The 24,577-nt window shown below is 63.3% G+C and carries 24 protein-coding genes and 3 pseudogenes; 9 read left to right on the plus strand and 18 right to left on the minus strand.

Translation table 11 applies throughout. The annotated features are described in order from the left end of the window. The gene (locus AC0KXH_RS14410) at window positions 1–315 is read left to right on the plus strand and encodes a hypothetical protein (RefSeq protein ID WP_488223605.1); all 315 of its coding nucleotides are present in this window, start codon (window positions 1–3) and stop codon (window positions 313–315) included. On the opposite strand, the gene AC0KXH_RS14415 is transcribed toward AC0KXH_RS14410, so the two are convergent. From AC0KXH_RS14415 to AC0KXH_RS14450, 8 genes and pseudogenes are all read right to left on the minus strand, one after another. Continuing rightward, entirely contained in the window at window positions 301–834 is a 534-nt protein-coding gene (locus tag AC0KXH_RS14415) for a lysis system i-spanin subunit Rz (protein ID WP_488223606.1), read from the minus strand. The two genes, AC0KXH_RS14410 and AC0KXH_RS14415, sit on opposite strands and share 15 nt — an antisense overlap. Then, window positions 831–1,463 (minus strand): glycoside hydrolase family 19 protein, encoded by a 633-nt coding sequence (locus tag AC0KXH_RS14420; RefSeq protein WP_488223607.1) that lies wholly within the window; start codon window positions 1,461–1,463, stop codon window positions 831–833. Before AC0KXH_RS14420 ends, AC0KXH_RS14415 begins: the two co-directional genes overlap by 4 nt. Window positions 1,464–1,520: 57 nt before the next feature. Next, window positions 1,521–2,609 (minus strand): acyltransferase family protein, encoded by a 1,089-nt coding sequence (locus AC0KXH_RS14425; RefSeq protein WP_488223608.1) that lies wholly within the window; start codon window positions 2,607–2,609, stop codon window positions 1,521–1,523. A 96-nt stretch (window positions 2,610–2,705) separates the two neighbouring features. Next, window positions 2,706–2,945 carry a hypothetical protein gene (locus AC0KXH_RS14430; protein WP_488223609.1) on the minus strand — a complete coding sequence of 80 codons (240 nt, stop codon included), beginning with the start codon at window positions 2,943–2,945 and terminating at the stop codon, window positions 2,706–2,708. Next, a complete protein-coding gene (locus AC0KXH_RS14435) occupies window positions 2,942–3,169 on the minus strand; it encodes a hypothetical protein (protein ID WP_488223610.1) in 228 nt (75 codons plus the stop codon). Before AC0KXH_RS14435 ends, AC0KXH_RS14430 begins: the two co-directional genes overlap by 4 nt. 585 nt (window positions 3,170–3,754) lie before the next feature. Further along, a pseudogene (locus tag AC0KXH_RS14440) lies at window positions 3,755–3,932 on the minus strand (phage tail protein); the annotation flags it as partial. Beyond that, window positions 3,932–4,081 (minus strand): annotated as a pseudogene (locus AC0KXH_RS14445) (phage tail protein); the annotation flags it as partial. The pseudogenes AC0KXH_RS14440 and AC0KXH_RS14445, both read right to left, overlap by 1 nt. A gap of 362 nt (window positions 4,082–4,443) precedes the next feature. Further along, window positions 4,444–4,944, minus strand: coding sequence for a hypothetical protein (locus tag AC0KXH_RS14450; protein WP_488223611.1), 501 nt, complete (start codon window positions 4,942–4,944; stop codon window positions 4,444–4,446). A gap of 455 nt (window positions 4,945–5,399) precedes the next feature. Between AC0KXH_RS14450 and AC0KXH_RS14455 the strand changes: the two genes are divergently transcribed. Continuing rightward, window positions 5,400–6,212 carry a DUF1206 domain-containing protein gene (locus AC0KXH_RS14455; RefSeq protein WP_488223612.1) on the plus strand — a complete coding sequence of 271 codons (813 nt, stop codon included), beginning with the start codon at window positions 5,400–5,402 and terminating at the stop codon, window positions 6,210–6,212. Window positions 6,213–6,277: 65 nt separating this feature from the next. On the opposite strand, the gene AC0KXH_RS14460 is transcribed toward AC0KXH_RS14455, so the two are convergent. Continuing rightward, entirely contained in the window at window positions 6,278–8,290 is a 2,013-nt protein-coding gene (locus tag AC0KXH_RS14460) for a TonB-dependent receptor (RefSeq protein WP_488223613.1), read from the minus strand. A 186-nt stretch (window positions 8,291–8,476) separates the two neighbouring features. Here AC0KXH_RS14460 and AC0KXH_RS14465 point away from each other — a divergent pair, with 186 nt between their 5' ends. Beyond that, window positions 8,477–8,701, plus strand: coding sequence for a DUF3203 family protein (locus AC0KXH_RS14465; protein ID WP_312198238.1), 225 nt, complete (start codon window positions 8,477–8,479; stop codon window positions 8,699–8,701). Between the two features lie 51 nt (window positions 8,702–8,752). Here the strand turns inward: AC0KXH_RS14465 and putP are convergent, their stop codons facing one another. The 3 genes and pseudogenes from putP to AC0KXH_RS14480 form a co-directional block, all read right to left on the minus strand. Next, window positions 8,753–10,237, minus strand: a complete 1,485-nt coding sequence (gene putP, locus AC0KXH_RS14470; protein WP_061337465.1) for a sodium/proline symporter PutP — start codon at window positions 10,235–10,237, stop codon at window positions 8,753–8,755. A gap of 176 nt (window positions 10,238–10,413) precedes the next feature. After that, window positions 10,414–13,576 (minus strand): annotated as a pseudogene (putA, locus tag AC0KXH_RS14475) (bifunctional proline dehydrogenase/L-glutamate gamma-semialdehyde dehydrogenase PutA). 215 nt (window positions 13,577–13,791) lie between these two features. After that, window positions 13,792–14,541: a helix-turn-helix domain-containing protein gene (locus AC0KXH_RS14480; RefSeq protein WP_041104352.1), complete on the minus strand. Its 750-nt coding sequence runs from the start codon at window positions 14,539–14,541 to the stop codon at window positions 13,792–13,794. A gap of 125 nt (window positions 14,542–14,666) precedes the next feature. Between AC0KXH_RS14480 and lon the strand changes: the two genes are divergently transcribed. The 4 genes from lon to cmoB all read left to right on the plus strand — a co-directional run bounded on the left by lon (window position 14,667) and on the right by cmoB (window position 19,372). Then, window positions 14,667–17,048 (plus strand): endopeptidase La, encoded by a 2,382-nt coding sequence (gene lon, locus AC0KXH_RS14485; RefSeq protein ID WP_488223614.1) that lies wholly within the window; start codon window positions 14,667–14,669, stop codon window positions 17,046–17,048. A gap of 155 nt (window positions 17,049–17,203) precedes the next feature. Then, the gene (locus AC0KXH_RS14490) at window positions 17,204–17,605 is read left to right on the plus strand and encodes a protease inhibitor I42 family protein (protein ID WP_061337467.1); all 402 of its coding nucleotides are present in this window, start codon (window positions 17,204–17,206) and stop codon (window positions 17,603–17,605) included. A gap of 64 nt (window positions 17,606–17,669) precedes the next feature. After that, a complete protein-coding gene (gene cmoA, locus AC0KXH_RS14495) occupies window positions 17,670–18,413 on the plus strand; it encodes a carboxy-S-adenosyl-L-methionine synthase CmoA (RefSeq protein ID WP_237145049.1) in 744 nt (247 codons plus the stop codon). Further along, entirely contained in the window at window positions 18,410–19,372 is a 963-nt protein-coding gene (gene cmoB, locus AC0KXH_RS14500) for a tRNA 5-methoxyuridine(34)/uridine 5-oxyacetic acid(34) synthase CmoB (RefSeq protein ID WP_488223615.1), read from the plus strand. The genes cmoA and cmoB overlap by 4 nt, the downstream gene beginning before the upstream one ends. A gap of 28 nt (window positions 19,373–19,400) precedes the next feature. Here cmoB and AC0KXH_RS14505 read toward each other — a convergent pair whose 3' ends face one another. Next, window positions 19,401–19,676, minus strand: a complete 276-nt coding sequence (locus AC0KXH_RS14505; protein WP_249329917.1) for a hypothetical protein — start codon at window positions 19,674–19,676, stop codon at window positions 19,401–19,403. A gap of 139 nt (window positions 19,677–19,815) precedes the next feature. Between AC0KXH_RS14505 and AC0KXH_RS14510 the strand changes: the two genes are divergently transcribed. Both AC0KXH_RS14510 and AC0KXH_RS14515 read left to right on the plus strand, forming a co-directional pair. After that, complete coding sequence (locus AC0KXH_RS14510; RefSeq protein WP_376752633.1) at window positions 19,816–20,766, plus strand: LysR substrate-binding domain-containing protein; 951 nt, start codon at window positions 19,816–19,818, stop codon at window positions 20,764–20,766. Continuing rightward, window positions 20,751–20,957 carry a DUF2905 domain-containing protein gene (locus AC0KXH_RS14515; protein WP_061341200.1) on the plus strand — a complete coding sequence of 69 codons (207 nt, stop codon included), beginning with the start codon at window positions 20,751–20,753 and terminating at the stop codon, window positions 20,955–20,957. The genes AC0KXH_RS14510 and AC0KXH_RS14515 overlap by 16 nt, the downstream gene beginning before the upstream one ends. A gap of 123 nt (window positions 20,958–21,080) precedes the next feature. On the opposite strand, the gene pdxJ is transcribed toward AC0KXH_RS14515, so the two are convergent. From pdxJ to AC0KXH_RS14540, 5 genes are read right to left on the minus strand one after another with little or no spacing between them, the layout of a single operon-like run. Then, entirely contained in the window at window positions 21,081–21,827 is a 747-nt protein-coding gene (gene pdxJ / locus AC0KXH_RS14520; RefSeq protein ID WP_061337472.1) for a pyridoxine 5'-phosphate synthase, read from the minus strand. Next, window positions 21,820–22,509, minus strand: a complete 690-nt coding sequence (recO, locus tag AC0KXH_RS14525; protein WP_312761280.1) for a DNA repair protein RecO — start codon at window positions 22,507–22,509, stop codon at window positions 21,820–21,822. The genes pdxJ and recO overlap by 8 nt, the downstream gene beginning before the upstream one ends. A 47-nt stretch (window positions 22,510–22,556) precedes the next feature. After that, a complete protein-coding gene (era, locus tag AC0KXH_RS14530) occupies window positions 22,557–23,474 on the minus strand; it encodes a GTPase Era (protein WP_041104340.1) in 918 nt (305 codons plus the stop codon). Next, on the minus strand, window positions 23,467–24,156 hold the full coding sequence (gene rnc / locus AC0KXH_RS14535; RefSeq protein WP_041104339.1) for a ribonuclease III: 690 nt from the start codon (window positions 24,154–24,156) through the stop codon (window positions 23,467–23,469). Before rnc ends, era begins: the two co-directional genes overlap by 8 nt. Then, window positions 24,153–24,530 carry a DUF4845 domain-containing protein gene (locus AC0KXH_RS14540; RefSeq protein ID WP_041104338.1) on the minus strand — a complete coding sequence of 126 codons (378 nt, stop codon included), beginning with the start codon at window positions 24,528–24,530 and terminating at the stop codon, window positions 24,153–24,155. Before AC0KXH_RS14540 ends, rnc begins: the two co-directional genes overlap by 4 nt. Window positions 24,531–24,577 lie beyond the last annotated feature (47 nt).

Here is a 24,577-nt window from a genome sequence, read left to right on the forward strand (position 1 = left end):
ATGTATGTATCTGTCCGGCTGATGCGCGATCATGGACGCCCGATAGAACCGCGCAAGCGCCGAAGCACCCCGCCAATCTACGGGGATGTGCGCATCGAGACCAGCCGAAGCGAGGACCTCGGGCGTCAGTCCGAGATCGCGCGGCTTGTGCAGAGCAACCCGCTGGAATCAAGCGTGATACCACCACTGCTGGACGTGGCGCTCCATGGCATGAGCACCAATGGGTTCGTGCTGACTGGGTACGAAATCATCGACGGGGTTGCCTACGCGCAGTCCTGGTGGTGCCTGGCCGAGGATGGATCAGCGGACACCTAGAATCTGACGGGCCCACTCCTGCAGATAGGCCAGCTTCGCCTGGTCATCGATCATTGATCGCCGGATATCCCAAACAGCCCGTCCAGCTGCTGCACTGAGTTCGACGCTGGCTGCATCGCCCACGCTGCCGGAGCCGGTGGCGGCGGACACGATGGCGTCATTACGGGCAAGGGTGGCTTCGATCCGCAGGCGGCGACGCTCATCGTCAGCAGAGCTATACAGGCGCTCAAGGCGATCGTTTTCGGTGAGTGCATGGGTCAGTTTCTCGATTGATTGTTGGTCCGCCTTGGCCAGGCGCTGCTCGAGCGCGAGGCGGTCGGCCTGCTGCTTGTGAATCACCGCGGCACTGGCCTCGGCCACTTGACGTAGAAACACCTGGTGCTCGACATCCTTAGCGGCCAGCTGCCTGCCGTAGGCGTTGCCCTGCCACTGCCACGCAGTGCCGAAGGACAGCGCGCACAGCATGAGGACGGCCACACTGCCGGCGGCCAGCTTGTACTGCTTGAGCACGCCCATCATGCCAACACCTCCTGCCCCGCTCGCCAGAGCGCCAGGCGCTGCGGCTGGCCGTGAGTACCGCCGTTGATGCGGCGGGTGATGTCTTCAAACCGGCCAGCGTCGGCCAGCTCGTTCAGACCGTTGCTCGACCAGAACCATGCTGCTGACATGGCGGCCCACTCGGGCTGCTCGAGCAGCTCGGGGTTCGCCACCAGGTCAGCGCAGATCGCTTCGCCGCACGCGCGATAATTTGTCCGCCCGGTGAGCTGGATCAGCCCGCGCCCGCGGTAGCGCCAGCCGTCACCGCGGGCGACCGGGCCGTTACCCAGACGATCGGCATAGACGTGGTTGGCGATTGCTTCGGGCTGTCGCTCCAGCTGGCGCGCCAATGCGTTCGGCTGTCCATCGGCACTGCGGAACCGGGAAGGCCAGGTGGCGGCGAGACCGGCGGCGCTGTAGTTGAGGTTCTCCACCAGGCGCCGCAGCTGGCCCGACTCATGCCCGACCTGAGCAAGGAATGCCGCGCGACGCACTGGGCTCTCAATGCGATAGCGGTTCATCGCTCTATTGAGGGCAGGAACAAAAACGCCCGCGACAGGGCGGGCGCTGGGAAGAATGTGCAGCAGCTGCTGCACTGTCAGGGGGCGCATGTTTTTTCTCCAGGCAAAAAGAAGCCCGCTCAAGGCGGGCTCAAAAAACAATTAAATTTATGCGGCGGCGGCAGATCGTCTGCCCACACGTCGTCGCTCAATAATTCTGGCCAAGCGAATACCTGGCGTCTCAATGAGCTTATAGCTAAGCCAAGAAACCAAGACCGTTAAGATAACGCTGATTATCGTGACACTGAACTGGTCAAAACCTATCCGACCCCCAACAATTTTCACCGCAGACCTTACTAGGGGATGAAGCAAGTACAGGGAGTAGGAAATTAGACCAAGAAACGCCACGAACCGGCCAAGCAAGGAAGAAGACTGCCAGTTCAGTTGATAAACGCTGAACACCAAAAGAACTGTCGCGCCACTCAGATAAATGCGACACCACCCTTCCACCAGCTCAGAGCGCTTATCTACGTCAGCTATTGCCAATAGCAACAAAGCTATAACAAGAGCAGCGTAGCATGCACCGCGACTGAACATTGCAGGCCTGACATATCGTCCGATCACAACACCAGCAACGAAGAAGAATAGCTGATTCCAATTACTGATGTACCCACTCCATCCAGCCGAGGTTTCCGGAGCTGATGGGATTATGAAAAAAGCCCACACTCCTATGAGGACAGTACTACCAATAATCGCCAATAACGCCAACCAAACGGACCTACAGACTAACCAATAGAGCAGCGGGAAACATAGATAAAAGAATATCTCGTTCCCTATCGACCATCCGCCTGTCGTTAGCGCCTTAGAATTCACCAACGAAAAAACGAGCGTATAGTTAGCAACCACGTCCTTCCAGGTGAACGAAACCGGAACGCCCTTAAAATACTCAGCAGCTAAAGCCATACTGATAGTGGCGCTGATAGCCAACCAATACAACGGTGCAATACGCAGCAATCTCTTGATAAAGAAACTGGATATCTGAGCATGGGTGGAGAGCCGATTTCGGTAAGCAATCGCTAAGCTCATTCCACTGATTATAAAAAAAGCAGACACCCCATAGTAGCCAAGCACGCTTAGCAAGCCGGCAGGGTTCATTAAATTCGGGAAAGACCAAGCGGTATAGTGGTAGACCATAATGGTCACGGCCAAAATACCGCGCAAGTGATCGATTGAATCAACCCGTTCAACGTGCTGCATGCCCACTCCATTCGAACAACACTACGCCACCACAACAGCAGCAAAAGGGGGGAGTGTAATCGAATGATAGCCAAATGGCCCTACCGGTTAGTTGCATCAAAGCTCCAAGGCCATTGAGAGGGTCAGCGCCGAAAGCTCAGCCAGTGAAAGGCTGCTGAGATCTTTTTCGGTTACGTCACGCAAGGACTCCTTCTCCAACACAATGTTTGCGGTGTCCTCACCGCGCTCGAGAGCACGCATATACGCAACGTCCAAAGCGAGTAAGCGCGGCTCACGCTCAAGGCGAAGACGCTCGCGCACCGTCTCTTCTGCCTTATCACGGTTGATTAAGATCATTGCCCACCCCCTACACCGGAAGCCGGCCCGAGCGCGGCCGCGTCCAGTTCCCAAGCCTCGCGAAAGGCGCGGTCTGCCGGCACCTTGTCGGCGTCGACGATCCAGAACGGCAGCCCCGCCGGCACGTCCTTAGTGCCGATTTCCTCCAGCGTCAGACCGCAGTCGCACGGAATGAGTATGGCCGCCGGCGCGCCGTCGGGTTGAAACAGAATTCGCTTATCCATCCGATCCCCCTTAGCTACTAAAAACCAACGCTTCCACAAACACGAAGTCGGTCTGGCCGGACGCCTGCTGAGTGGTGCCAACCTTAAAACTCGACGTCGTGCGCGCGTACGCCCTGGTGCAGTTAATTCCTGTAATGCCTGCATCTGTACCTGCGCCAGACGTGACCGGGGCATAGGCAGCATTTGGCATTGGAGTCGATAGGTTTACCGTGTAATCGCCGGTTCCGTTGTCAGTGATAGAACTGACATTGAAGCTGTCCCTGATAGATACCACGCCCTGGCCATTGAAATTCACCCATGCCCTGGCCAGCGCTTTTTTCGGCCGTGATGCCTCAAGCTTCGATGGCGTGACCACTACGTTATCGAGCGCGCCGGCATTTACCTCTGCCTGTGTGCCAATCCGCAGCATACCGACCACAGTTTCGCTGGCGTTGATCAACTGCGCCTTGATCGCCTGCAACACACGCAGCGGCGTCATGCGCTTGACGTTGTTGGCCGTGGCTTCGTCGTTGGTTTCCGCCTCGGCCTTGGTCGCTACCGGGGCCACCTTATCGACAATGGCCAACACGGCGGCCCGCAACTGCTGCGGGTTTTCTTCGTCCGGATCTAAGCCGGCTTCGTCGATCACGCCGAGCAGCTCGGTCGTCACATCATTGCCCCACTTCGCCGGGATCAGAGAACCCACCTGGCCAGTGGCTTGGTTTTCGTCGACGAACTGGCCGCCGACCAGGCCCACGCCCGGTACGCTTTTCGGAAAATCCATTATGGCGCCTCTTCAAAAACAACGTGTTCAAGGGTGTGCGCCGGGGCAGCCCGGCGAATCAGGCATTCAAGCGCCTGCGCGGGGTTGGCGCCGAAGCGCTCGCCCCAGTAGCTGACGCCGAAGCGGCGCCCGCCTGACAGGCGTTCGCCATCAAGCCAAAGGCCCCGCACCGTGCGCAGGGAGCGAACCGTTACGCGGATAAAAAGCTGGAATGGCGGCACGACCTACTTAGCGCAGTGGATATCGGTCAACAACCACATCGACGGCACAACCGTTTGCGCCAACCACCGCCGAGGCTCGATCGACTACCGTGAATGCCGCAAAGCCGCCAAACAGTACTTCCATGAGCAATGCCGAGCCTGGCGGGCGCACTTCGACAGCGACCGCAGAGACCATAGCGACCGGATGAAGACGCGCTATTGCGGAGCGGCTAGTAGCTTTAACCCGATGGGTTAGGGCCGGACGCGATTGCCAGCCCGAGAGTGATATTCGGGAATAGCTTTGCTACCGCTCAATTACCAAAGCTTGCACTGGAAGCCTTTGTGCACTTGTATATTCCAGCTCCCGACTCGCTATCTACTACCAGCTCAGTTGCCGTCAACCTAAGAATCTCAGCAGACTCACTAATATTTGCCGGGAGAAATTCCTGCAACTTAAAAACCTCATCTAGCTCAGGATGAGTCAAGTTCACAACCTTTAAATCCGTCATTGTTTGTATTAAATACTTACCCTCGATATTCCAAGTCGAAGTCCCGGCAACTGAATATTCAACTTCTGGAAGATCGGGAGCAAATTTAGCTTTCATAAACCCAAAAAAATGGGACGCACCGTTCCTCAGGAATGTATCCTTTGACTCAGCCTTAAGATAAAGCCCATCTTCTTCGACGGTATACGCACAGTCCCAAACCCCTAGAATATTTTGCCTGTGAGCATAGGTTGGATAGGGTTCACTCGCGCAACCGCTGACCGTAGCCGCTAGCAGCAATGACAGGCTAACTCCCTTTACATTCATATAGACTCCATTGTCCGTCGATCCGTCCGCCGCGCCATGACGAGCTATTTTGAGAGCGCACCAAATGATGGCAATTCGGTAGCATAAAATCTACCAGAACATGGTGTCGATAAAGTGTCGAAATCACTGTGCCGTACTGCGACGAAACGAGCAGGCGGTCTAGGTCGGAAACCACATAAAGACACGCTTTGCGACGGAACGGCACACTAAGCAAAAGGGTTCGATTCCCTTCGCCCGCTCCAGATACCGCACGTTAAAGTCCTGTTTTTACAGGGCTTTTTCGTTTGGTCCGAACGACTTTCGGCCCAGCCGTGACTACTCGCGAGCTGCCAGCCCTCCTGGCGGCCTCCGTCCTTTTCGGCGCTTGCGCGTCGACGGTTGTGCCAATCCATCGAACCGAACCGTACCTCACCGCGTCCCACTGAAAAGCCTATTGGCAGACCCGGAGGGTGAGCATGCAGGTAACCAGAGGCGTCGTCTGGCTGGCGCGTAGCGGTTATGGGGCGCGTGGGCTGGTGTATGGCATCGTCGCTTTTTTCGCAGCTTTGGCGGCGCTTGGCGCGGCCCGCACAGTGGATACCAAGGGCGCCATCGAGGAGCTGCTGACGCAGCCGTTCGGTGCCGTGCTGCTTTGGCTGGTGGCTATCGGTCTGTTTGCGCATGTCGCCTGGCGGCTGACACAAGGTCTTGGCGATACCGATCGACATGGCGACGATGCCAAGGGGCTGTTGATTCGTGGCGGATTGCTAGGCAGTGCCGTCGTCAATCTGCTGCTGGCGCTGTTCACGCTGGGATTGATCAGCGGCCTGGACAGCTTGTCTGGCGGCAGCGGTTCGGGGGGAAGCGCTGAGGCTGACGCGCTGCAGCGTTTTCTCGGCCTACAGCATGCGCGCTGGCTGGTGTACCTGGCAGCGCTGATACCGCTCGGAGCCGGCATTGCTCATCTGATCAAGGCCTGGCGGGCGAAGTTCGAGCGTTACTTTCAGTGCGACGAGCAAACCATGCGCGTGGTGCGGCCAATATCGCGCATCGGCCTGGCGGCACGCGGCTGCGTGCTGCTGATCATTGCCGCGTTGCTGCTGACCGGCGGCAGCCGATACAGCCCGACCAATCCGCCCGGGGTTAAGCAAGCCCTCGAAACGCTACAGCAGTTGCCCGCCGGGGAAGGTCTGCTGTTGGCAATTGCAGCGGGGTTGTTCGCCTTCGCGCTATACAGCGTCGCCGAAGCCTGCTGGCGGCGAATCGATCTGTCGGAGGTGCTCGACTGAAGGATTCGCCGCTGGAGCGCCGGGAGCCCAAGGCCAGCATTCTACCCTGGCCTGGCCCGATCGCCTCAGAAGTTCAGCCGTACGCCGACCGTCAGGTTGCGCCCGGGTAGCAACACCTCATCCTTGATGAAGGAAGTGTGCTGGCGAGCCTTCTCGTCGAGCAGGTTGCTGCCTTTGAGATACAGCAGAAAATCCGCCTCGTTGAACGAGCCGTGGTAGCCAAGGCCGGCCGCCAGCATGTTATAGCCAGCGGTTTCGGTCTCATGATCGGCCAAGCGGTCCTGACGCTGAACGCGGTAGAGCTCGAGCAGGCCATCGAGCGCGGGCGTGAGACGCTGATCGAGCCGTATACCGAGTCGATCGGCTGGCATCCTCGGCAGATCATCTCCTCCTTTGCGCAACTCGCCGCGCACGTGGTCGCCGAACAGGGTAAACGCAGTGGCGTCGCTGGCCTGGAAGCGCACCTCCCCTTCCGCACCGGTGAGCACGGCGTCCTGCTGGCGATACGCGATCTCGCGGTAGCCGCCGCCGATATCGTTGCCGGTGTCGGCGGCGTAGATGAAGTCGTTCACCTCGTTGCGGAACAGGCTCAGGCTGAAGGTCGTGCGGCCGGCGAACTTGCGCAGGGTGAGCTCGGCATTGTGCGAGGTTTCTTCCTTCAGCTCGACGTTGCCCAGTTCGACGGTACGGGTCGCCGCGTGAGGACCGTTGGCGTATAGCTCTTCGGCCGTCGGCAGGCGTTGCGAGCGCGACAGCGCAAAGCCCAGCGAATACTGCGGAGCAAAGGTCCAGACCGCACCGGCGGACATCGAGGTGCCGCTGTGATCGGTATCCGGGCGGCCATCGGCATCGATGTCCTGCCATTCGTGGCGCAGGCCGAGCTCGTAGCGCCAGGCGCCGGCGGTGTATTCCTCGAGCAGGAACAAGCCGTGGTTGCGGGTCAGGGTCTGCGGCACGTAGGCCTCTTCGCCGAGAGCTTCGAAGTCGCGCCGCAGGGTCTGCGCGCCGACCACACCGCGCCAGCCGAACAGCGGCTGATGGGTCAGCTCCAGGCGCGCATCGGTGGCATCGTTGTTGAAGCGGGTGCCCACTTCGCCACCTTCGATCTCCTTGTGCTGATAGTCGCTGTGGCCGATGCGCAGCCGCGCCAGTTCGAAGCCCGGCAGTGGATCGCTCAGCTCGCCACGCAGATCCCAGCGCTTCTGGCGCATGTCGACATAAGGCACGCTGCCATGTTCGTGCTCGTGATCATCGTCGTGGTCATCGTGGCCGCCGCAATGCCAGTCGCTGCCGTGGGTGTGGCAATCGGCGTGCTCGTGGGCCAGCAGCCCGTAACGGTTGTTCTGCTCACCGTAGGCAGCGCCGATGTAGCCGCGCTCGCCGATGAAGCTGGCGCCCAGGTTGAAGCTGTCGGTGTCGTTGTAGGAGCCTTCCTGCTTGTCTGGCGAACCGGGGATTTCATAGGGGTCGGCCTGGCGCTTGGTGCCCTCGGCGCGAACGGCGAAGTGGCCGCTGCCGGCAGTGATGCCGAACAGCCCGGCACCTTCGTTGGCGACGCTGTTGGTGCGCAGTTCCAGCTCGCCTTCGTAGCCCTTCTCCGGCACGCGGGTGGGGATCTTCTTGTCGATCACGTTGACCACGCCGCCGATGGCGCCGCCACCGTAAAGCAGCGTTGCCGGCCCCTTGAGCACCTCGATGCGCTCGGCCAGTAGCGGCTCGCTGGTCACCGCGTGGTCGGGGCTGATGGTCGAGGCGTCGAGCAGTTCCACGCCATCGCTCAGCACCTTGACCCGTGCGCCATCCAACCCGCGAATAACCGGGCGCGCCGCACCGGCGCCAAAGCTGCTGGAGCGCACGCCCGGCAGATGATCGAGCGTCTCGCCCAATGTCGCCTCGCGCCGCAGCACCAGTTCATCGCCCTCGACCACCTGAGCAGCGGTGGTCATTGCCTCGCGGGCACTGCCCAAGGCGCTCGCGCTGACGACCACCTGCGGCAGCTCGACCGGCTCGCTAGCCTGTGCGCACGGAAATGCGACCAGCCCGAGGGCCAGTGCAAGCGGGTTCTTTTTCGGATGCATGCGACTCTCCTGTCGTTTCGAAAACTGCGAGGCGACCGGCGCAACGAAGTGGGCGGTCGGCAAGAGGGCCGGAAATCTAACATGTTATATCGTAACGTTTAAGGCTTTTTTCCCCTGGATGGATCGCATTGCCCGCTCGGCAGGTCTGAATTGCAGAACCGTCGAGAACCCAGAGGAGGCATGGCCATGGCAATCGAAATCGATACCACGAGCGGCACTTGCGTCATCACGGTGGATGGCCAGCCGCACCGCGGGGCGATCATGGATGCGCGCATCACCACCGATCCGCAGGCGCGGATGTCCGAACTGCACTTGGACGGGCATCGGGTGCATGTGCCCGAGGACGAGGCCGAACACCTGATCGCCGCCGGCGCGATCGATGATCGCTCCAACCTGATCGCCGACGACTGACGAAACGAAAAAAGCCCCGCCAAGCGGGGCTTTCTGTTGCGCGGCGGCGGATCAGCCTGCGCGATAGTCGGCGTCGGCTTCTTCGAAGCGCTTGATGATGCTCGGCGTCGGAGCCGGACCCATCTTGCTGAAGATGAAGATCGCGGCGCTGGCCAGGATGAAGCCTGGAATGATCTCGTAGAGGCCCAGGCCAATGAACTCCTTCCACACCACCACGGTGATCGCGCCGACCAGCATGCCGGCCAACGCGCCGTTGCGGGTCATGCCCTTCCACAGCAGCGAAATCAGCACCACGGGACCGAAAGCGGCGCCGAAACCGGCCCAGGCGTAGGACACCAGCCCCAGCACCTTGCTGTCGGGGTTCGACGCGATGCCGATGGCGACCAGCGCGATCAGCAGCACCATGCCGCGGCCGACCCAGACCAGCTCACGCTGCGAGGCATGCTTGCGCAGCATGGCCTTGTAGAAATCCTGGGTCAGGGCGCTGGAGCTGACCAGCAGCTGCGCGCTCAGCGTACTCATTACCGCGGCGAGCACGCCCGAGAGGATCAGGCCGGCAATCCACGGGTTGAAGAGGATTTTCGTCAGCTCGAGGAACACCCGCTCGCCGTTGGCGCTGACCGGGCCGGCCAGATCCGGATGGTCGGCGAAGTAGGCGATGCCAAAGAACCCCACCGCGACTGCGCCGGCGAGGGTCAGGATCATCCAGGTCATGCCGATGCGACGCGCATTCGGGATGGTCTTGACCGAGCCGGCCGCCATGAAGCGCACCAGGATGTGCGGCTGCCCGAAGTAGCCCAGGCCCCAGGCCAGCAGCGAGATGATCGCGACAAAGGACAGCCCGCGGAACATGTCGAAATTCGCCGGGTTCTGTGCCTCGATGGTCGCCATTACCGAGCCCATGTCACCGAGCGCAAGGATGACGAACAGCGGCGTGATCAGCAGCGCGAAGATCATCAGCGTCGCTTGCACGGTGTCGGTCCAGCTCACGGCGAGGAAGCCGCCGATGAACACATAGAGGATGGTCGCCGCGGCGCCCACCCAAAGCGCCGTGGAATACTCCAGGCCGAAGGTCGACTCGAACAACCGCGCCCCGGCGACGATGCCGGAAGCACAGTAGATGGTGAAGAACACCAGGATCACCAGCGCGGAGAAGATCCGCAGCATCCGGCTCTCGTCCTCGAAGCGGTGCGAGAAGTAGTCCGGCAGCGTCAGCGCATTGTGGTTGTGCTCGGTATGCACGCGCAGGCGACCGGCCACGAACAGCCAGTTCAGCCAGGCGCCGGCGATCAGGCCGATCGCGATCCAGCTCTCCGACAGCCCGGAGACGAAGATGGCGCCGGGCAGGCCCATCAGCAACCAGCCACTCATGTCCGAGGCGCCAGCCGACAGCGCGGTGACGAAGCTGCCGAGGCTGCGGCCGCCGAGAATGTAGTCGGAAAAGTTTTTGGTGGCGCGATAGGCGATGAAACCGATCAGGATCATCGCCGCGATATAGACCACGAACGTGATCAGCGTAGGGGTTGTGACGCTCATTTGTTGTCCCTCGTTAGTTGTTGTTCGATGAGACCGCGCTCATCTTGGCAGAGGGCGACGGCTAAGGCGCCATCACCGGCGGCAGACCAAAGCGGCCCGCCAATGGCGCAAGAGCGTGCGCCAAGTCATCTCGTTGTTGTCAGGCCGGCGGCAGCTGCCGCCGGCCGCTGTCGCCTCTAGTCGTCGCCCAGCGAGAGCAACGACGCATTGCCGCCCACTGCCGTGGTATTGGTCGACGTGGTGCGTTCGTTGGCGAAACGCAGCAGGTAGCTGGGGCCGCCCGCCTTGGGGCCGGTGCCGGACAATCCGCAGCCACCGAACGGCTGAACCCCGACCACCGCACCAACCTGGTTGCGGTTGACGTACAGATTGCCGACCCGCGCCAGCCGCTCGATGCGCTCGGCGGTCTCCTCGTTGCGGCTGTGGACACCCAGGGTCAACCCGTAACCGGTAGCGTTGATCGCCGCGACCACTTTCTCCAGATCGGCGGCATCGTAGCGCACAACGTGCAGAATCGGGCCGAAATGCTCCTTCTTGAGCTCCTCGATGCCGCCGATCTCGAAGGCCACCGGTGCCACGAAATAGCCGTCGAGCCCTTCGGGCAGACGTGCCTCGGCGATCAGGCGGCCCTGCGCCTTGAGCGATTCGACATGCGCGAGCAGGCCGTCGCGCGCTTCCTCATCGATCACCGGGCCCACATCGCTTTCGCGCAGGTGCGTCGGCCCGACCTTCAGCTCGGCCATCGCCCCCTTGATCAGCTCGATCACCCGGTCGGCGATGTCACGCTGCACATAGAGTACGCGTAGCGCCGAACAGCGCTGGCCGGCGCTGGTAAAGGCCGAGGCCAGGGCGTCCTTGACCACTTGCTCGGGCAATGCGGTGGAGTCGACGATCATCGCGTTCTGCCCGCCGGTTTCGGCGATCAGCGTGGCAATCGCGCCCTCCTTCTCGGCCAGCTGGCGGTTGATGATCCGCGCAGTCTCGGTCGAACCGGTGAAGCACACGCCGACCACGCGCCGATCGCGGCAGAACACGCCGCCGAGCGTCGCACCATCGCCTGGCAGGAGGGCGATGACGTCCTTCGGCAGACCGGCCTCGAACATCAGCTCCAGCGCGCGCGCGGCGATCAGGCTGGTCTGCTCGGCAGGCTTGGCCAGCACCGTGTTGCCGGCCACGAGCGCCGCGGTGATCTGGCCCAGGTAGATGGCCAGCGGGAAGTTCCACGGGCTGACGCAGACGAACACGCCACGCCCCTCGTGAAACAGCTCGTTGCGCTCGCCGGTCGGCCCTTTGAGTTCCTCGCGGCCCAGCTTCAGGCGCGCCTGCTGGGCGTAATAGCGGCAGAAGTCCACCGCCTCGCGCACCTCATCGATGCCATCCTGCAAGGACTTGCCCGCTTCCAGCGTACAGAGTGCCATCAGCTCGGCACGGTTGGCCTCGAGTAGCTCACCGAGGCGCTCGAGAATGGCCGCACGCGCGTCGACCGGCGTTGCGTTCCACCGCGGCCAGGCCTCCGTCAGCCCGTCGAGCGCCTGGCGTGCCTGACCGGCCGTGGCGAACTTCGCCGTGCCGACCACCTTGCCCAGCTCATAGGGGCAGCGCACGACCTGCTCATTGCCCGGCTGGCGCTCGCCGCCGATCACCGGCGCCGCCTGCCACTGGCGGTCGAGGAAGGGTTGGTAGGCGGCAGCCAGCGCTTGCCATTGTTCCTGGATGTTCATATTGATTCCCTGCGAATTCTTGCGGGTGCCGAACAGTGCCCGCGGCGATGGAATGCGTGGATTGCCCGGGCTCGCGAAGCGGCGCAGCTGGGTGACCGGGTGATCGATCAGCGACTCGATCGGCACCCGCGGATCGACCAGCTGGTGCACGAAGGAAGAGTTGGCGCCGTTCTCCAACAGGCGGCGGACGAGATAGGGCAGCAGGTCCTTGTGCGCGCCGACCGGCGCATAGATGCGCACGTTGCGGCGGTGCTGTTCGAGCACCGTGTCGTACAGCGCGTCGCCCATGCCGTGCAGGCGCTGGAACTCGAACTCACGCGGCTCGCCAAGCTGCTCGGCCATGTCGAGAATGCAGCTGACGGTGTGCGCGTTGTGGCTGGCGAACTGCGGGTAGATCACCCCGCGCGTATGCTCGGAAAGCAGGTAGCGGGCGCACGCCAGGTAGGAGGTATCGGTGCCTTCCTTGCGCGTGTAGACCGGGTAGCCATCAAGCCCCTGGACCTGGCACTGCTTGATTTCGCTGTCCCAGTAGGCGCCCTTGACCAGTCGCAGCGGAATGCGCGCGCCAAGCTCGCGACCCAGCAGAGTGAGCCAGACCAGCACCGGCAGGCAGCGTTTGGAATAGGCCTGCACCACCAGGCCGAACTCGCCCCAGCCGGCGATGGCGGGGTCGCGCATGAGCTTCTCGAAGAGCTCGAGCGACAGCTCGAGGCGATCGGCTTCCTCGGCATCGATGGTAATGCCGACATCCAGACGGCGGGCCAATACCGCCAGCTCGCGCACACTGGCGAACAGCTCGGTCAGCACGCGGTCGCGCTGGGCAACCTCGTAGCGCGGGTGCAGCGCCGAGAGCTTGATCGAGATCGACGGCCGCGGCCCAGGGGCCGACCTGCGGCTCGGCCCCTACCCGCTCGATCGCCTGGCGATAGTCGGTCAGGTATTTTTCGGCGTCGCCAGCGGTCAGCGCTGCTTCGCCGAGCATGTCGAACGAATAGCTATAGCCCTTCTCGCGCTCGGCCCGGCCATTCTTCAGGGCTTCCGAGATGCTGCGGCCGAGCACGAACTGCTTGCCCATCAGCTTCATCGCCTGATTCATCGCGGCCCGGATCACAGGTTCACCGGAGCGCTGCAACAACCGCCCCAGCACGCTCTTGGGACGGCCGTCGGCGGTATCCGGATCGACCACCTTGCCGGTCATCACCAGCCCCCAGGCGGCAAAGTTGACCAGCACGTTGTCGCTCTGCCCCAGATGCCGCTCCCATTCGGCAGCACCGAGCTTGTCGCGAATCAGCGCATCGGCGGTGGCCGGGTCCGGCACGCGCAAGAGCGCCTCGGCCAGGCACATGAGCATCAGCCCCTCCTGGGTGTCGAGGCTGTATTGACGCAACAAGGCGTCAAGAGTGTCGACCGCGTTGTCGCGGCTGCGCACGGATTGGATCAGCGCCCGGGCACGCTCACGGACACGCGCCACGCCGGCCTCGCCGGGGTCGGCCAGGGTCAGCAGCTGGTCGAGATAGGCGGCCTCCTCGACGCTGTAGTTGGCACTGATCTGGGGAAAGAACTCAGCGGCTTTCTGGCTGGCGAAGGTATCGCCCAGCACATGACTGGCTTGAAACATCGCGCCGCTCCTCCGTTGGTTTATTGCTGTTATAGGTCTAGCCCAATGCGACCGCCCCGGTGAGCGAACCGAGCGGGCATAACGAGCGGAAACGGAATGTAGAGGCAGGCGCGCCGCGCAATCTTGCGAAAAGCTACGGTTTTTTTACGGCAGGCTTGGGACTCGCTGCAGCTGTCGCAGCGCCCGGGCGGGCCAGCGTGACGGCGGTTGCCGGGTCAGTCCGCCCGGCGCAGGCTCCTGGGCGTCAGCCCGAGGTAGCGGCGGGTCGCCGTGGTCAGTGCGCTCTGGCTGGAAAAACCGCACTCCTCGGCGATTCTCGCCAGCGGCAGCGGCGTTTCGCGCAACAGATGTGCGGCACGATCGAGACGGCTCTTGAGCAGATACTGATGGGGCGTCAGCCCGACGCTGTCCTTGAACTGGACGTGGAAGTGGCTCGGGCTCAGGCAGGCAACCTGTGCCAGCTCGGCGACCGTGATGCGCCGCGACAGATGCTGGCGGATGTGTGCGTCGAGCCGCTCCAGGTCCAGCGGCCCGACACGCCGCACGGGCTGCTCGCCGAACAGCCGCAGGTGCAGCGCTCTCAGCAGCACCCCGCCCAGCGCCCGGGCCAGCAGCGGATCGCTGCCATAGCGCGCCAGCTCGGCCTCGGCATAGGCCAGCAAATGCTGGAAATCGGCATCCAGGGCCGGGTAGCGCGGCGCCTCGAACAGGCGCGCAAGCAACTCCGGGTCGTCGAGATCATCCTGCTCGTCGAGGTCGATGATCAGCATGCGGTTGTCGCCCACCCCGGCGAAACCATGGTCCGCATCGCCCGGCACCACGCAAGCGCGCATGCGGCAGACTTCGCCCCCCGAGCCGTTGACTTCGAACTCGGCGCGACCGGCCACCGACATCACCAACTGGTGATAGTCGTGAGCGTGCTTGTGAGCCTGGTCGTCCAGGCGAATCAGTCGGGCGTTGAGCATGGCAAGGCACCTCGGGCGTCCCGGCACTGTAACGAAACTGCCGGAGGGCCACCATGCCCGGCCGGCATTGAAAACGCCGCCCACACTACCCATCTTCATCGGCAAGTCCCCGTACCAGGTGCCGCATGAACGACGACGCGAACAACACCGAGCAGGAAATCATTTCGTCCAACGGGCTGGTGCTGCCCGACCAGAACCAGCCGGACAAGCTCTACGTGATCCCGGTTCACAACCGCCCGTTCTTCCCGGCGCAGGTGCTACCGGTGATCGTCAACGAAGACCCCTGGGCAGAAACCCTGCAGCGCGTGGCCAAGACGCCGCACCAGCGCCTGGCGCTGTTCTTTGTCGATACGCCAGTGCTCGACACCGCCAGTTTCGACCCGGACAGCCTGCCGGAGCACGGCACCATGGTCCGTGTTCACCACGCCTCGCAGGAAGGCGGCAAGCTGCAGTTCGTCGCGCAGGGCATGGCGCGCGTGCGCATTCGCGGCTGGCTGCGGTGCAAGCCACCCTACCTGGTCGAAGTCGACTATCCGCGCCCCGAGGAAGACCCGCGCGACGAGGTCAAGGCCTATGGCATGGCGCTGATCAATGCGATCAAGGAACTGTTGCCGCTCAACCCGCTGTACAGCGAAGAGCTGAAGAACTACCTCAACCGCTTCAGCCCCAACGACCCTTCGCCGCTGACCGACTTCGCCGCGGCGCTGACCACCGCGCCCGGCGTCGAGCTGCAGGAAGTGCTGGACACCGTGCCGGTACTCAAGCGCATGGAGAAGGTGCTGCCGCTGCTGCGCAAGGAGGTCGAAGTCGCACGCCTGCAGAAGGAACTCACCGGCGAGGTCAATCGCAAGATCGGCGAGCGCCAGCGCGAGTTTTTCCTCAAGGAACAGCTGAAGATCATTCAGCGCGAGCTGGGCATCACCAAGGACGACAAGAGCGCCGATGCCGACGAGTTCCGCGCCCGTCTGGAAGGCAAGGTGGTGCCGCCGGCTGCGCAGAAGCGTATCGACGAGGAACTGAACAAGCTGTCGATCCTCGAGACCGGCTCGCCGGAATACGCAGTCACCCGCAACTATCTGGACTGGGCCACCGCCCTGCCCTGGGGCGTCTACGGCAAGGACAAGCTCGACCTCAAGCGCGCGCGTAAGGTGCTGGACAGGCATCACGCCGGGCTCGACGACATCAAGAACCGCATCCTCGAGTTTCTCGCCGTCGGCGCCTTCAAGGGCGAGATCGCCGGCTCCATCGTGCTGCTGGTCGGCCCGCCGGGCGTGGGCAAGACCAGCATCGGCAAGTCCATCGCCGAATCCCTCGGCCGGCCGTTCTATCGCTTCAGCGTCGGCGGCATGCGTGACGAGGCGGAGATCAAGGGTCACCGTCGCACCTACATCGGCGCCCTGCCCGGCAAGCTGGTGCAGGCACTCAAGGATGTCGAGGTGATGAACCCGGTGATCATGCTCGACGAGATCGACAAGCTCAGCAGCAGCTATCAGGGCGATCCGGCCTCGGCGCTGCTGGAGACGCTGGACCCGGAGCAGAACGTCGAATTCCTCGACCATTACCTGGACCTGCGTCTGGACCTGTCCAAGGTGCTGTTCGTCTGCACGGCCAATACCCTGGACTCGATTCCCGGCCCGCTGCTCGACCGCATGGAAGTGATCCGCCTGTCCGGCTACATCGCCGAGGAGAAGCTGGCCATCGCCAAGCGTCACCTGTGGCCGAAGCTGCTGAATAAGACCGGCGTGCCCAAGCAACGCCTGGCCATCAGCGACAGCGCCATGAAAGCGGTGATCGAAGGCTATGCGCGCGAAGCCGGTGTGCGTCAGCTGGAGAAGCAGCTGGGCAAGCTGGTGCGCAAGGCGGTGGTCAAGCTGCTGGAAGACCCGCAAGCGGAGCTGAAGATCACGCCGAAGGACCTGGAAAGCTACCTCGGCAAACCGGTGTTCCGCAGCGAACAGGTGCTCTCCGGCGTCGGCGTGATCACCGGCCTCGCGTGGACCAGCATGGGCGGCGCGACGCTGCCGATCGAGGCCACGCGCATCCACACGCTCAACCGCGGCTTCAAGCTCACCGGCAAGCTCGGCGACGTGATGAAAGAATCGGCGGAGATCGCCTACAGCTACGTCAGCTCGAACCTGAAGACCTTCAAGGGCGACCCGGCGTTCTTCGACCAGGCCTTCGTGCACCTGCATGTCCCCGAGGGCGCCACGCCGAAGGATGGCCCCAGCGCCGGCATCACCATGGCCAGCGCGCTGCTTTCGCTGGCACGCAACCAGCCGCCGAAGAAAGGCGTGGCCATGACCGGCGAGCTGACGCTGACCGGCCACGTATTGCCGATTGGCGGAGTGCGCGAAAAGGTGATCGCGGCGCGGCGGCAAAAAATTTTCGAGCTGATCCTGCCGGAAGCCAATCGCGGCGACTTCGAGGAACTGCCGGATTATCTAAAGGAAGGCCTGACGGTGCACTTCGCCAGGCGCTTCGCCGACGTTGCCAAGGTGCTCTTCTAAACGCCTCGGCAACCGGCGTCATGGCACCGGTTGTCCGGGGCAAGCGCCGGGGCCGGTCTTTCACGCCGGGCTTCCCGCTCGGCGGTCCGGCCTCGCCTGGCTGCTCCCGGCCGCTTTTGGCTATCCTTCCGGTTCACTTCTGATCGGTGCCGCTCATGTCGTTCGACGTCCCTCGTCTACTGTTGCCCACCAGCCTCCTGCTGCTGGCCGCCTGCGCCAGCGACAACCGTACGCCCTCGAGCGTTGTGCTCGGTGACGATCACCGTTGCCCGCAGACGCTGCATACCGGCCAACAGCTGATCGTCAGCCTGCCGAGCAATCCGGCCACCGGGTATCGCTGGCTGCTGCGCGAGGCCGCCGCCGAACAGCTGCGCAGCCTCGGCCCCGAGGTCTACAGCAATCCGAACGACGACGTGATCGGCGGCGACGGGCTCTCTACCTGGCGCTTCGAGGCGCAGAGGCCCGGCAGCGGTCGCCTCTACCTCACCTATCAACGCCCGTGGGAGGCGGAAGGCGAGCCGGCCGGGCTGTTCGATTGTCGGATCGAGGTACGCTGAAGCGCGGCCAGAGAGCGGCTTTCCGCTACAATGCCGCCCCGTTTTCCAGCACGCCGCCACCAACGTGAGCCACGATCCCGACCGTCTGTTCGCCCAGCCCCTGGCCCAGGTACCCGACTTCGTCTTCAACGAGGACGTAGTGCGGGTGTTTCCCGACATGATCAAGCGCTCGGTGCCCGGCTACCCGACAATCGTCGAGAACATCGGCGTGATTGCCGCACAGTTCGCCCAGGCCAGTACCTGCCTGTACGACCTCGGCTGTTCGCTGGGCGCGGTGACCCAGGCCCTGCGCCGGCACGTCAGCCAGAACAACTGCCAGGTGATCGCGGTGGACAACTCCAGTGCGATGGTCGAGCGTTGTCGCGAGTACCTCCACGCCCAGGACTCGATGTTCCAGGAGTTGCTGCCGGTGGAGGTGATCGAGGCCGACATCCTCGCCCTGGAGTTCCAGCCCTGCTCGCTGGTAGCGCTGAACTTCACCCTGCAGTTCATCGCCCCCGAACAGCGCCCGGCCCTGCTCGGCCGCATTCGCCAGGCGCTGGTGCCGGGCGGCGCGCTGATCCTGTCGGAGAAACTGCGTTTCGAGGACGACGGCGAGCAACAGCTGCTGACCGACCTGCACGTCGCCTTCAAGCGCGCCAATGGCTACAGCGAACTGGAAATCGCCCAGAAACGCAGCGCCATCGAGAACGTGATGAAACCCGACAGTCTGGAAACCCATCGCCAGCGCCTGCTCGAGGCCGGCTTTTCCAAGGTCGTGCCCTGGTTCCAATGCCTGAACTTCGCTTCGCTGATCGCCCTGCCATGAACCTCGACCTGACCTCCCTCTCCTGGCGCCTGGCCGGCACCCCACTGGCCGCCTGGGCCAACGGCGTTCAGCAGCAACTGGATGCCAAGCTCGCCATCGGCCACGGCGACCTGCCGCGCTGGCGGCGTGCCGTGGAAGCGCTGCCCGCGCTGATGCCGACGCAGATCGAGCTGCGCGAATGCTTCCGTCTCGACGCGGCCTGTGACGACGGCACACGCCAGGCCACCCGTGAGGCTCTGATGGGGCTCTCGCCGTGGCGCAAGGGTCCGTTCGACGTATTCGGTGTGCATGTCGATACCGAGTGGCGCTCGGACTGGAAGTGGGATCGGGTCGCGCCGCACCTGGATCTGGCCGGCAAGCGCATCCTCGATGTCGGCTGCGGCAACGGCTACTACATGTGGCGCATGCTCGGCGCCGGCGCCGACAGCGTGGTCGGCGTCGACCCGAACTGGCTATTCTTCTGCCAGTTCCATGCGATGAAGCGCTACCTGCCGGAACTGCCCGCCTGGCACCTGCCCTTCGCCCTGGAAGAGCTGCCACCCAAGCTCGAAGGCTTCGAGACGGTATTCTCCATGGGGGTGCTCTACCATCGTCGTTCGCCCATCGATCACCTGCTCGACCTGAAGGACTGCCTGGTCCGCGGTGGCGAGCTGGTGCTCGAAACGCTGGTGGTCGAGGGCGACGAGCACACCGCGCTGGTGCCCGAGGACCGCTACGCACAGATGCGCAACGTCTGGTTCCTACCCTCGGTGCCGGCCTTGGAACGCTGGCTGCGCCGGGCCGGCTTCGTCGATGTGCGCTGCGTTGACGTCAGCGTGACCAGCGTCGAGGAACAGCGCAGCACTGACTGGATGCGCTACCAGTCGCTACCGGATTTCCTCGACCCGCAGGACCATGGTCGCACCGTAGAAGGGCTGCCGGCCCCCATGCGCGCAGTGCTATTGGCCCGCAAGCCCTGACGCCTGATGCGGGCGGGCCGTGGGCCAGCTAGTCAGCGGCGCAGCAATCTCGCCGCTGCGCCATCAATTGACGCAGCGGCAGCCGGGCTTTTTCGCTGAGCAGTTGGCGATTCAGATCACGCGCCGCCAGCGCCCGGTCATCGAGCTCGAGCAGTTGCCGATACAGCCGGCGCTGACGCCAGGCACGCAGCCACTCGCATAGGCTGCGCTGCAGCCCCAGCGGCGGCATCGCCGGCATGTAGAAATCTGGCAGCTCGGGCTCCACTCTGCGCCCAACGTCGGTTTTGCGTGCTTTTCCAGACATGGCTCACCTCCGTTCGCCGTCAACAACCGAGACGAAAGAACTCGGCTGTGTTGAATTGACGAACAGGATGAGCGGGCGCCCAGCGTTCAAACAAACGACTAATATCAAACCCTGCGTTCAACAATATTGAATAAAGGCCATGCCGGAATCCGATGCCCATATGAGCGCCACGCCTCTGCTGGAAAGCGATGTGCTGCGCACCTTCGTCGCCATCGCCGAGAGCGGCAGCTTTACCCGGGCCGCCGGGCAGATCTACCGCAGCACCTCGGCGGTCAGCATGCAGATCAAACGCCTGGAAGAGACGCTTGGCCGCTCGCTTTTCATCCGTGAAGCGCGACAGGTGCGCCTGACGCCTGCCGGAGAGATCCTGCTCGGCTATGCACGACGGCTGCTCAAGCTCAACGAGGAGGCGGTCGCGCAGTTCCTCCAGCCGGCACTGCAGGGGCGCGTACGGTTTGGCACGCCAGCCGACGTCGGCACGCGTATTCTGCCCGGCCTGTTGGCGCTGTTCGCGCGCAGCCATCCTGGCGTGGAAGTCGAGGTTTCGGTCGCCCGCAGCGTCGACATGATCGAGCGTATCGATGCCGGCGAACTGGATCTGGCGCTGATCACCACCGGCAATCTCGGGCAGGACGATTCACGGGGCGAGCCGATCCACAGCGAACCCCTGGTCTGGGCCGGCCGCAGCGGCGGCGTCGCCGCACTGCGCACGCCGTTGCCGCTGGCGCTGGCCAGCCCGGACTGTGCATGGCGTCGGCAAGCCCTGGACGCGCTCGATCGCATCGGCCGCGGCTACCGCATCGCCTACTCGAGCGAGCAGTCGTCCGGTCAGGAAGCGGCGATGATCGCCGACCTGGCGATCGCGCCCTACCCGGCGAGCCTGGTCCGCCCGCCCCTGCAACGGCTGGACGGGCAGTACGGGCTGCCGCAACTGGGCGACTATCGGATCAACCTGCTGCGTGGTAGCAATCGCAGCGATGCCGTCGAGGTGCTGGCCGCCCAGGTGATTGCCGCCTTCGCCGAATACCGCAGCCGTTTCGGCGGCCATCGCCCGGAAGCCAGCGTGGAGCCGACATGGCACGCTGGATGATCTTCGCCGGGGCGGTACTGCTCGCGCTCGGCATCGCCTGGCACTATTTCCCGTGGCTGCTGAACTGGTTCGGCCGCCTGCCGGGCGACATTCGCATCGAATCCGAACGCAGCCGGGTGTTCATCCCGATCACCTCGATGGTGATCCTCAGCGTGGTGCTGACCGTACTGATCAACCTGTTCCGCCGCTAGGGTGGGATACGGCGCCCCGCACTTGGGGGCGCTTTGCGCGCTGATGACAGCAGGCGCAACCTCACCAATCGGGGCCTGCCCGCCACGCGCCGCGTGTTATTGCGGCTAACACTCCCGGCTCTTTCAGCCCCGCGCCGCCGCACTCAGGATCAGATGCTTCATTTCCTTGACCGCCTGCTTGAAGCCGACGAACAGCGCATGCGCCACGATGGCGTGGCCGATGTTCAGCTCGTTGACCCCGCGGATGGCGGCGATGGCTTCGGCGTTGTGATAGTGCAGCCCATGCCCGGCATTGACGATCAGGCCATGGCTGAGGCCGGCCTCCACACCGTCGCGAATGCGTGCGAGCTCGCACGCCCGCTCGGCAACGCTGTGCGCATCGGCATAGCGCCCGGTGTGCAGCTCGATAGCCGGAGCCCCGATACGCGCTGCCGCTTCGATCTGACGGGGATCGGCATCGATGAACAGCGAAACCTCGGCCCCGCAGAGCGTCAGTCGCTCGACCGCCTCACGAATACGCGGCTCCTGGCCGGCCACATCCAGACCGCCCTCGGTGGTGAGTTCCTGGCGCGTCTCCGGGACCAGGCAGACATGTTCGGGGCGCAGTTGCTCAGCAAACGCGAGCATCGCCTCGGTGACGCCCATCTCGAAGTTCATTCGCGTCTGCAGGGCGTCCTTCATCATCAGAACGTCGCGTTCCTGGATATGTCGACGGTCTTCGCGCAGGTGCACGGTGATACCGTCGGCTCCCGCCTCCTCGGCATCCAGCGCGGCCTTGACCGGATCGGGATAACGGGTGCCGCGCGCCTGGCGTAGCGTCGCGACATGGTCGACATTGACACCGAGCAGGATTCGATTGGCTTCAGTCACGCGATACCTCCTTCATGTTCATGAACAGCTCGCGGCTGACCAACGGCCGGCCGCCCAGGTGGGGCGCCAAGGCCTGGCGCATCAGCCTCTTGGCCGCCGCCAGTGCTCCCGGCACCTGCCAGTCGGCCTCGGCCATCGCCAACAGCTCGGCCCCGTTGAACAGGCCGGGCTGGAATTGCGAGACGGGCTCGAGACCGGCATCGGGAATCAGACGGTAGAGGCCAGCAGGCTCGATCGGCAAGCCCTGGAGGTCGTGCTCGAGCGCGAAGCCATAGCCGAGCTCGCCAAGCAGCCGCCACTCGAAGGCACGCAGCAATGGCTCGATCGGTCGTTTGGCCGCCAATGCCGGCAGCGTCGCCGCGTAGTGCTCGAAGAGGGCCGGCTGGGCATCCTCGACCGGCAGCAGACGAACCAGCAGTTCGTTCAGGTACAGACCGCTGAACAGAGCCTGACCGTCGAGCCAGAATGTTGGCCCGGCCTGCTCCAGGCGTGCCACGGTCTTCAGGTCGCTCCGGCCGCGCAGCTCGATTTCCAGCGAAACGAAGGGGCGCAGCAGGCTGCCGGCCCTGCCGCGAGCTGCGCGCATCACCGCGCGCAGCCGTCCCTGGGGGGTGAACAGCTCGACGAGCGCGCTGCTTTCCTTGTAGGGACGGCTATGCAGTACGAATGCAGGCTGGTGCATGGCGGGTCAGGGCGTGCCTGGTGCGCGCAGCAAGTGTGCTAACGCGTTTACTGATAACCGAGCGAATGCAGTGCGCGCTCGTCGTCGGACCAGCCACCCTTGACCTTGACCCACAGGTTGAGCATGACCTTGGAGTCGAACAGCACCTCCATGTCCTTGCGCGCTTCCTGGCCGATGCGTTTGATGCGCTCACCCTTGTCGCCGATGATGATCTTCTTCTGGCCGTCGCGCTCGACCAGAATCAGCGCGTGGATGTGCAGCACGTGGCCTTCCTGCTTGAAGTCCTCGATCTCGACGGTGATCTGGTACGGCACCTCGGCGCCAAGCTGCCGCATGATCTTCTCGCGTACCAGCTCGGCGGCAAGAAAGCGGCTGCTGCGATCGGTGATCTGGTCTTCCGGGAAGAAATGCTCGCCCTCGGGCAGGCGCTCGGCGACCAGGTTTTCCAACGTTTCCAGATTTTGTCCATGCTGCGCCGAAATCGGCACGATCTCGGCGTTGGGCAACTGCTCGGCGAGCCAGCGCAGATGAGGCAGCAGCTCGGCCTTGTCCTCGATGCGGTCGGTCTTGTTCACCGCCACGATCAGCGGCCCAGTAACGTACTGTACGCGCTCCAGCACAGCCTGGTCCTCATCGGTCCAGCGGGTACGATCGACGACGAAAATCACCACGTCGACGTCCTTCAGCGCGGAGGCCGCGGTGCGGTTCATGTAGCGGTTGAGCGCGGTCTCGCCGTTCTGGTGCAGGCCCGGGGTATCGACATAGACCGCCTGCACGCTGCCCTCGGTCTTGATGCCGAGCATGTTGTGACGGGTGGTCTGCGGCTTGCGCGAGGTGATCGCCAGCTTCTGCCCGAGAATATGGTTGAGCAAGGTCGACTTGCCGACGTTCGGCCGGCCGACGATAGCGACGTAGCCACAACGGCTGACGGCATCGTGCTGCGCCGGTTCAAGGTGTTCAGTCATGTCCATTCTCCACGCCAAGGGCGATGAGTGCGGCGGCCGCAGCCACCTGTTCGGCGATACGCCGGCTGGCGCCCTGCCCGTGGGTCTTGTCGGTCAGCAAGGCTACCTGGCATTCGACGAAGAAGGTGCGGCAATGCGGTTCGCCCTGAATGTCCACCACCTCGTAGCGCGGCAATTCGCAGGCGCGCGATTGCAGGAACTCCTGCAGTCGCGTCTTCGGATCCTTGTTGGTGTCGACCAGCGTCAAGCCTTGCAGCTCCCCCGCGAGCCAGTCCAGCACCCGCTCACGTGCCGCTTCCATGCCGGCATCGAGGTAGATCGCGCCAATCAGCGCCTCGAGCGTGTCGGCCAGGATCGACTCACGGCGATAACCGCCGCTCTTGAGCTCGCCGGAACCAAGGCGCAGATGGTCGCCCAGCTCGAAGCCGCGGGCGAGCACCGCCAGCGTTTCGCCCTTGACCAGCCGGGCGCGCAGGCGAGAGAGCTGGCCTTCTTTGGCTTGCGGAAAGTGGTTGAACAGCGCCTCGCCGGCGATGAAGTTCAGGATGGCGTCACCGAGGAACTCGAGGCGTTCGTTATTGCGCCCGGCATAGCTGCGGTGCGTGAGCGCCAGGAGCATCAGCTCCTGGTCCTTGAAGTGATAACCGAGCTTGCGCTCGAGACGGGCTAGCGAAGTGCTCACGGCATCCTTAGGCGATATTCTTTGTCGAAGTTGGCCACCAGATCGAGGTTGCTGATCAGTGGCTCACGTTTTTCATATTTGAGGTGGGCGCGGAATTCGTTGTCCTGGATTTCCACCTTCAGTGCATCGCGCAGATCGAAATCGCGAATGCCGTTCACCTGCAGGCCTTTGCTGACGTGAGTATAGAACTCGCCAACGCTTCGGATTTCCTCGGCCTGTTCGGTTTCAACCGATGTGATCACCTTGTCCAGGGACATATAGTCCATGTAGTGCGGCAGCATCTTGAATGCGGTGCTGGCGAAGAAGGCCACGAGAGCCAGGACCACCAGCCAGCTCAGCATGGACAACCCATTCTGCGAACGCGCGAAACTCATGTCGACCTCTAGTCGTCTCGATACCCACCCAGCGGGGCGTGCCCACT

The sequence above is a fragment of the Stutzerimonas sp. CXK-1 genome, from assembly GCF_057738225.1.